This is a genomic window from Aminobacter sp. P4_D5 (assembly GCF_056401815.1).
The window spans coordinates 1-5,564 of sequence record NZ_JBFUIP010000258.1 but is presented as its reverse complement, the minus strand read 5'-3'; the positions used below and the strand labels follow the sequence as shown (position 1 = coordinate 5,564).

Genomic DNA, 5,564 nt, shown 5'->3' with positions numbered 1-5,564 from the left:
GGGGTGGGTTCTACCTTGAAGTGCGACTTTGCAGCGATACCAATGGGTTATCGTAAGCAAGGAAGCGCAGATGAAACGCACCTACTCGCAGATTGATCTCGATGAGCGGCGCAAGATCGCCCGCTGGCGTCAGGCTGGGGTCAGTGTCGATGTGATCGCCGAGAAGCTCGGCCGGCATCGTTCGACGATTTTCCGCGAGTTGCGCCGGAACATCTTCGAGGACGCGGAGATGGCGGATCTGACCGGCTATTTCTGTGTCACGGCCGACAGTATGGCCAAAGAGCGCCGCAGCCGATATCGCAAGCTGGTGCGGTTTCCGCGCCTGCGATCGGCCATCATCGAGCGGATCAAGCATGGCTGGTCGCCAGAGCAGATCGCTGGCCGACTGCAGTTCGAGAGAAGTTCGACGCGGGTCTGTCACGAGACGATCTACCGCTTTGCCTATTCGAGCGAGGGCCAGGAGATGAAGCTGTGGCATTATCTGCCCGAGCGTCGGGCGCGCCGCCGGCCACGCCATGCCCGGCGCCGTCATGGCCGAAGATTCGGCCCAGAACTCAGCATTCTGCACCGCCCCGACATCGTCAGAGAGCGAAAGCAGCTTGGTCACTGGGAATGCGACCTGATCCAATTCCGCAAGAAGTTCGGCAAGGCCAACGTCACATCATTGGTTGAACGGGTCAGCCGCTTTGCGGTGTTCCTGCGCAACAACGACCGGCAATCGAAGCCGATCATGGACCGGCTGATCGAGACCTTGAGCGCCCTTCCCCATGCCGCACGCCGTTCGATCACCTTTGATCGCGGCACCGAATTCACCGACTGGCCGTATCTCCAGGCCGGGCTCGGCGTGCAAACCTGGTTTTGCGACCCGCAGTCGCCGTGGCAGAAAGGTTCGGTTGAAAACACCAACCGCAGGGCTCGCAAATGGCTGCCGCGGGACCTCGATCCGCTGTCGGTCAACGACAGCGACCTGAAGGGCATTTGCGACCGCCTCAATACCACGCCGCGTAAATGCCTCGGCTTCAAGACGCCGTCTGAAGTGTTCCGCCAAAAGATGATGACGGCCCCGAGCAGGTCAGGCTAACCTGAGCCGCTGCAAAGTCGCGCTTCGACGATAACTCACACGGCATTTTAGAGATGCGACACATAGGCCAGTTAGAGATGCGACAGTCGTCGCCTCTTGGGATGCTGGTCGAAGGTCAGCGTTGGGGAGCAAGATCAGCGACTTGCATCGTGGCCACGGCCATCCAGGAAGGCGGCCAGCGCTACTTTCAGCATGCGTTTCATAGAAACTCTCTCATCTTGGACAATTCGCCGCTGGAGTCTGCGAGTTCACAAAACTTGATGTAGCGGCAACTAGAATGATGGTAATAGGCGAACCGCTCAGCAACAATATTTTTCGATGGTGGGGAAATTAGGAAAATACATGCCCTGAATTGCTGAAATCAGCGGCTGATATTTGTAGATAATCTAATGTATGTATCAAAAAAAAGAAGCACTTATTCACTTGATTTCAACTCACGGTCAGCGTCTGGGCTATTTCCAATTGATTTTTGGACCAATGCGTAGCGGCGTCCGGCGCGAAAAAGCTTTGGCGACGAGAGATAGCGGCAGGCTGTCGTTGGACGTCGTTCCGGTCGGCGCCGATTGCCGATGGTGGGGCTCAGGCGCAATCCAACCCTGAAGACCGATGTAACCACTTGTTCAAATAAGACTGGCTAAGTCGAGATGTTGCCGACATCGGCTGTCGCCTTGGCGTCAAATCGATCCTAGCCAGATTTAAACACCGGCCACGGCTAATCCTTACAACGAGGCGTTCAGCTGCGTCATTGCCGACTATACGGATGCTTCGACCTGTTCGACTGTCTGGCCCCTACTTGGCGTGGGGGCGTGGCGTGTAGCCATCAGACTCGATGACGGGCAGGTGTGTCCAGCCGGCGTCGCCTGGTAGTCGTGACCATGCGCCAGCGGCGAGCACGCCGCCATCGACATGGATCGTCGTGCCCGATACCCAGCCCGACAGGAGCTCGGAGGCGAGGAATAGCGCAGCACCTGCCGAGTCCGCGCCCTCCCCAAACCGGCCGATCGGGAACCAGCGCTTGAGGTAATCGCGGTTTTCAGGCGGCACGCGCGGCGTCGCCACGATTTGTGCCGAATTGGTAGTCTCGGGCGCAATCGCATTTACACGGATACCATGCTGACCGAGTTCGACGGCGAGGCTCTGAGTAAAACCGGTAATCGCCGCCTTGAAGGCAGAATAGACCACCGTCATCGGGATGCCGCGAAAAGCCTCGATGGTCGAGACGTTGATGATGCTCCCACCTGAGCCACTTGACCGTATCAACGGGATCGACGCCTTGCTCATATGGAACATGTGCAGCAGATTGACGCCGTAGAGCGCTTCCCACTCTTGTTCGGTAGAGTGTTCGAACGCGGTCTTGTAGCCGAGATAGTCGCCAACATTGTTGACCAGCACATCGAGCCTGCCAAAGCGATCCTTGACCGCCTCGATCACCCTGGCGACATCGGTCGCCTTGCGTACGTCCGCCTCGATGACGAGATGCTCTTTGCCAAGCGCCTCGCGAACCGATGCGACGCGCGCGGGCTCGATCTCCGCGATCGCGACCTTCATGCCGGCACGGGCATAGAGTTCGGCCGTGGCGCGGCCAATACCGGCGCCGGCGCCGGTCACCAGCGCTACTTTTCCTGCCAGTCCAAGGATCGAGATTTCGTCGGGCATGCTGTCCTCCGCAGTCTGTAAGTCGATGTCGCCCGGCGCATTTCGGATCGGGCCCATGAAACGCTCACTAGTTCGGCGTTTCCTGCGCCTCATAGGTGTGAGTGCCAACCACCGTTAGGGCACGGCGGGCGAGCTTCCAACCATCGGAGGTGCGGGCAAAACGGTCCCGATAGCGGATGGTCATTTCATAGCAAAGGTAGTGTCCGGCCGGATCGCGGGAGTAGTGCCGTGCGATGCAATAGGTCTCGCCCTCGGCCCCGCCCTCGATCGGCTCGATGATCTGGTTGAGCACGGCATGGAATGTTTTGAGATAACGGCCCGCGACCATGGCCGGAATGCCGCACAGTTGTTCGCAGCCCTCGAATTTTCCGCGCGGGGATTCTACGACACCGTCAGGTGTGAACTGCGCGGCGAGCAAGGCGCCGTCGCCGCTGTCAACAGCATAGGCGTAGCGTTCGGATACGCGTCTGAGCGCCATCGCCATAAGCAGCGCTGCTTGATCGTCTGCCATGCCGTTCTCCCGAATTCGCGTTACTCGCCGGAGACCTGCGCAAACACCTCGCGGATGGCGCGCTGCACGTCGTTGCGGCGGTAGCCAAGGCGTTTGGTTTCATCGACGTCTGGCTCGTAGGCAAGGACATTGCCACGTCCCGGCACAATGAACATATCAGGCAGCAGCGGATGTTCCTCGTTGCGCTCGTCGACACGATGCGGGTTACCGACGGCATCGAACAGCGCCTGGAAATACTGTTGGAAGGTCAAGTTCTCGTCACCGATGAGATAGGCCTTGCCGCTTTCGGCGTCCTGGAACGCCCCCCAGATGGCTTCTGCAAGCGACTGCACCGACATGTAGTTGGTGCCGCCCGGCGGCGCAAAAATCGGCAGGTCCAACTCGCCGCGCGCATAGGCCATCAGCGTCTCGTAGCGCTTGGTCGGCAATCCCTTTACATACCCGACGATGGAAGGTGGGTTGAGCGTCGAGACATTGAAGTCGTCGGTCGCCAGTGCGCGCACGCCCTCGTCTGCGAGGCTGCGGCCGCGCACATAAGCGTTGGTTTCGACCAGGTTCGGCATGACCTGATGATAGTAGCTGCCGATATGGACGACGCGGCGGACGCCTGCCTTGCGCGCCAGTTCGACAAAGTCCGGAACGCCCTCGATCTGCATCTTGGTCCAGAACTCGTTTTCGTCGACACCCTTCGGCAAGTGGCGGATATCGTTGCCTGCTGCAAACAGGATGCCGTCAAACGGCGCGAGATCGTCCGCCGAGAAATCACCCTTGGTGTAGTCGCCATAGATGGTCGGATAAGCGGCCATCGGCGTGTTTTCGGGCGCCGGCTTGCGTGCCGCCAACACAACCTCGTTGCCTTGCTCCTTGAGATAAGCCGCAGTGTGGCCGCCGATCATGCCCGTGCCGCCGACGATAAGGATTTTCATGCGCTGTTCCTGGGCATTTTCAATTTGCTGCACGGCACGATAGGCAGCCTAGCCGGAGAGACATCGTCCGTATCGACTAACAAAGTCCTGGAGGGCTTCGTCGCAGTTTTAAGCAGGGCGAGCGTTGATGCTTCGACAGTTGCGAGAATTTGCTTCACCTGAAATCAGCCAGCGCGATGGCGTCGAAGCGGCTCTAATTTGTGGGAAACCCACGTTCGCTCGAGTGGGTCTTAGTGCCTCAATCAGGGCGCCAACACGGGAGGAATGGGTTGCGGAAACCCAGACAGCAGTGTGCGCAGGTTTTTGCCAATGGCAGTGCCAGCTTTGTCCCGTCTATGGAGACGGTCAGGAAGCCACACGAAAGCGGGCGCCGACGCCTGTAGCGTGTCGGCTGGCGAGAAGGCCAAGACATCCACCAGCCGATGAGTAAGGCAAAAGCAACCCGCAATCCGATACCACGATTTGCTTTGCCTATGCTAGCAGATCAATTAGAACGTAGCGTCGAGGCGCAGGAAACTGTTGAAGCCGCCGCCGTTGCCGAAATCGTCGAATGTGTCGCCATCGAAATAGTTGAGGGCTAGTTTTGCATTCAGGTTCTCGACGATTTTGTAGTCGACGACTGCTCCGAGTGAGTAATCGTTAGCGCCGCCATCCGGGCGATCGTTCAAGTTGTCGTCATGCGCATCGCCGAAGTACTGACCGCCGAAGCCGACCGACAGCTTCTCGTTGACCTGGTATTTCAGGTAACCAGCGAGCGTCCAGGCGTAGCCATGGTAAGGACCGACTGCTGCCAGGGTTTCGGTGCCACCGATAGCGTTGACGGACCAGAAGGTCGGACCCGATTCGTAGCCGGCCAGAACCTGCAAGGTGATAGCGTCGGTCGCCTTTACGTTGCCRATCGCCTTGAGGGCGAACTCACCGTAGGCATCGTCATAACCAGCATACAGATTGAGAGAACCCCAGCCCTGCGTGATCGCAACCTTGCCGGTGACCAACGGGACGTAGTCGAAGTTGTCCGACTCTTCTTCCAGGCCCATCGACACTGCAATGCCGTTGCCGGCGTCGAACGTGTAGCGGATCTGGTTGATGCGTGTGCCACCGCCCGAGTCGAACTCGCCAAGGAGGTCGCCGTCGAACAGGGTGTCGGCATGACCGACGAGCAGGCCGCCGAGTTCGAAGTAAGCAAAACGGAGAGCCGTGCCGCTTTCGCCCTTAACGCCTCGCCAGTATTCGCCCGGCTCACCCTCAACCCGACCAGCGCCCGGAGTGTTGGTCCAGCCGCCATTGCCTTGGATGCTCGCCTGGAACTCGATGTAACGACGGAACGTGCCGTATTCGGTTTCCGAACGGGCATCGAACTTCAGACGGGCCAGGGCATTCTTGTTCCAGC

Annotated in this window: 5 protein-coding genes; 1 reads left to right on the top strand and 4 read right to left on the bottom strand. The window is 58.9% G+C overall.

Going from position 1 to position 5,564, the window contains the following annotated elements:
* Nucleotides 1-70: 70 nt before the first annotated feature.
* Nucleotides 71-1,081: an IS30 family transposase gene (locus tag AC1DWF_RS29805; protein ID WP_476786720.1), complete on the top strand. Its 1,011-nt coding sequence runs from the start codon at nucleotides 71-73 to the stop codon at nucleotides 1,079-1,081.
* A gap of 789 nt (nucleotides 1,082-1,870) precedes the next feature.
* On the opposite strand, the gene AC1DWF_RS29800 is transcribed toward AC1DWF_RS29805, so the two are convergent.
* From AC1DWF_RS29800 to AC1DWF_RS29785, 4 genes are all read right to left on the bottom strand, one after another.
* Nucleotides 1,871-2,737: an SDR family NAD(P)-dependent oxidoreductase gene (locus tag AC1DWF_RS29800; protein WP_476786006.1), complete on the bottom strand. Its 867-nt coding sequence runs from the start codon at nucleotides 2,735-2,737 to the stop codon at nucleotides 1,871-1,873.
* A 67-nt stretch (nucleotides 2,738-2,804) separates the two neighbouring features.
* Nucleotides 2,805-3,248, bottom strand: coding sequence for a nuclear transport factor 2 family protein (locus AC1DWF_RS29795; RefSeq protein WP_476786005.1), 444 nt, complete (start codon nucleotides 3,246-3,248; stop codon nucleotides 2,805-2,807).
* 20 nt (nucleotides 3,249-3,268) lie between these two features.
* The gene (locus AC1DWF_RS29790) at nucleotides 3,269-4,174 is read right to left on the bottom strand and encodes an NAD-dependent epimerase/dehydratase family protein (RefSeq protein WP_476789162.1); all 906 of its coding nucleotides are present in this window, start codon (nucleotides 4,172-4,174) and stop codon (nucleotides 3,269-3,271) included.
* Nucleotides 4,175-4,662: 488 nt separating this feature from the next.
* A partial coding sequence (locus AC1DWF_RS29785; RefSeq protein WP_476842407.1) for a porin occupies nucleotides 4,663-5,564 on the bottom strand: 902 nt, incomplete at its 5' end.

Coding starts and splice junctions, on each gene's coding strand:
- AC1DWF_RS29805 (WP_476786720.1), top strand. CDS start 71: ATGAAACGCACCTACTCGCAGATTGATCTCGATGAGCGGCGCAAGATC.
- AC1DWF_RS29800 (WP_476786006.1), bottom strand. CDS start 2,737: ATGCCCGACGAAATCTCGATCCTTGGACTGGCAGGAAAAGTAGCGCTG.
- AC1DWF_RS29795 (WP_476786005.1), bottom strand. CDS start 3,248: ATGGCAGACGATCAAGCAGCGCTGCTTATGGCGATGGCGCTCAGACGC.
- AC1DWF_RS29790 (WP_476789162.1), bottom strand. CDS start 4,174: ATGAAAATCCTTATCGTCGGCGGCACGGGCATGATCGGCGGCCACACT.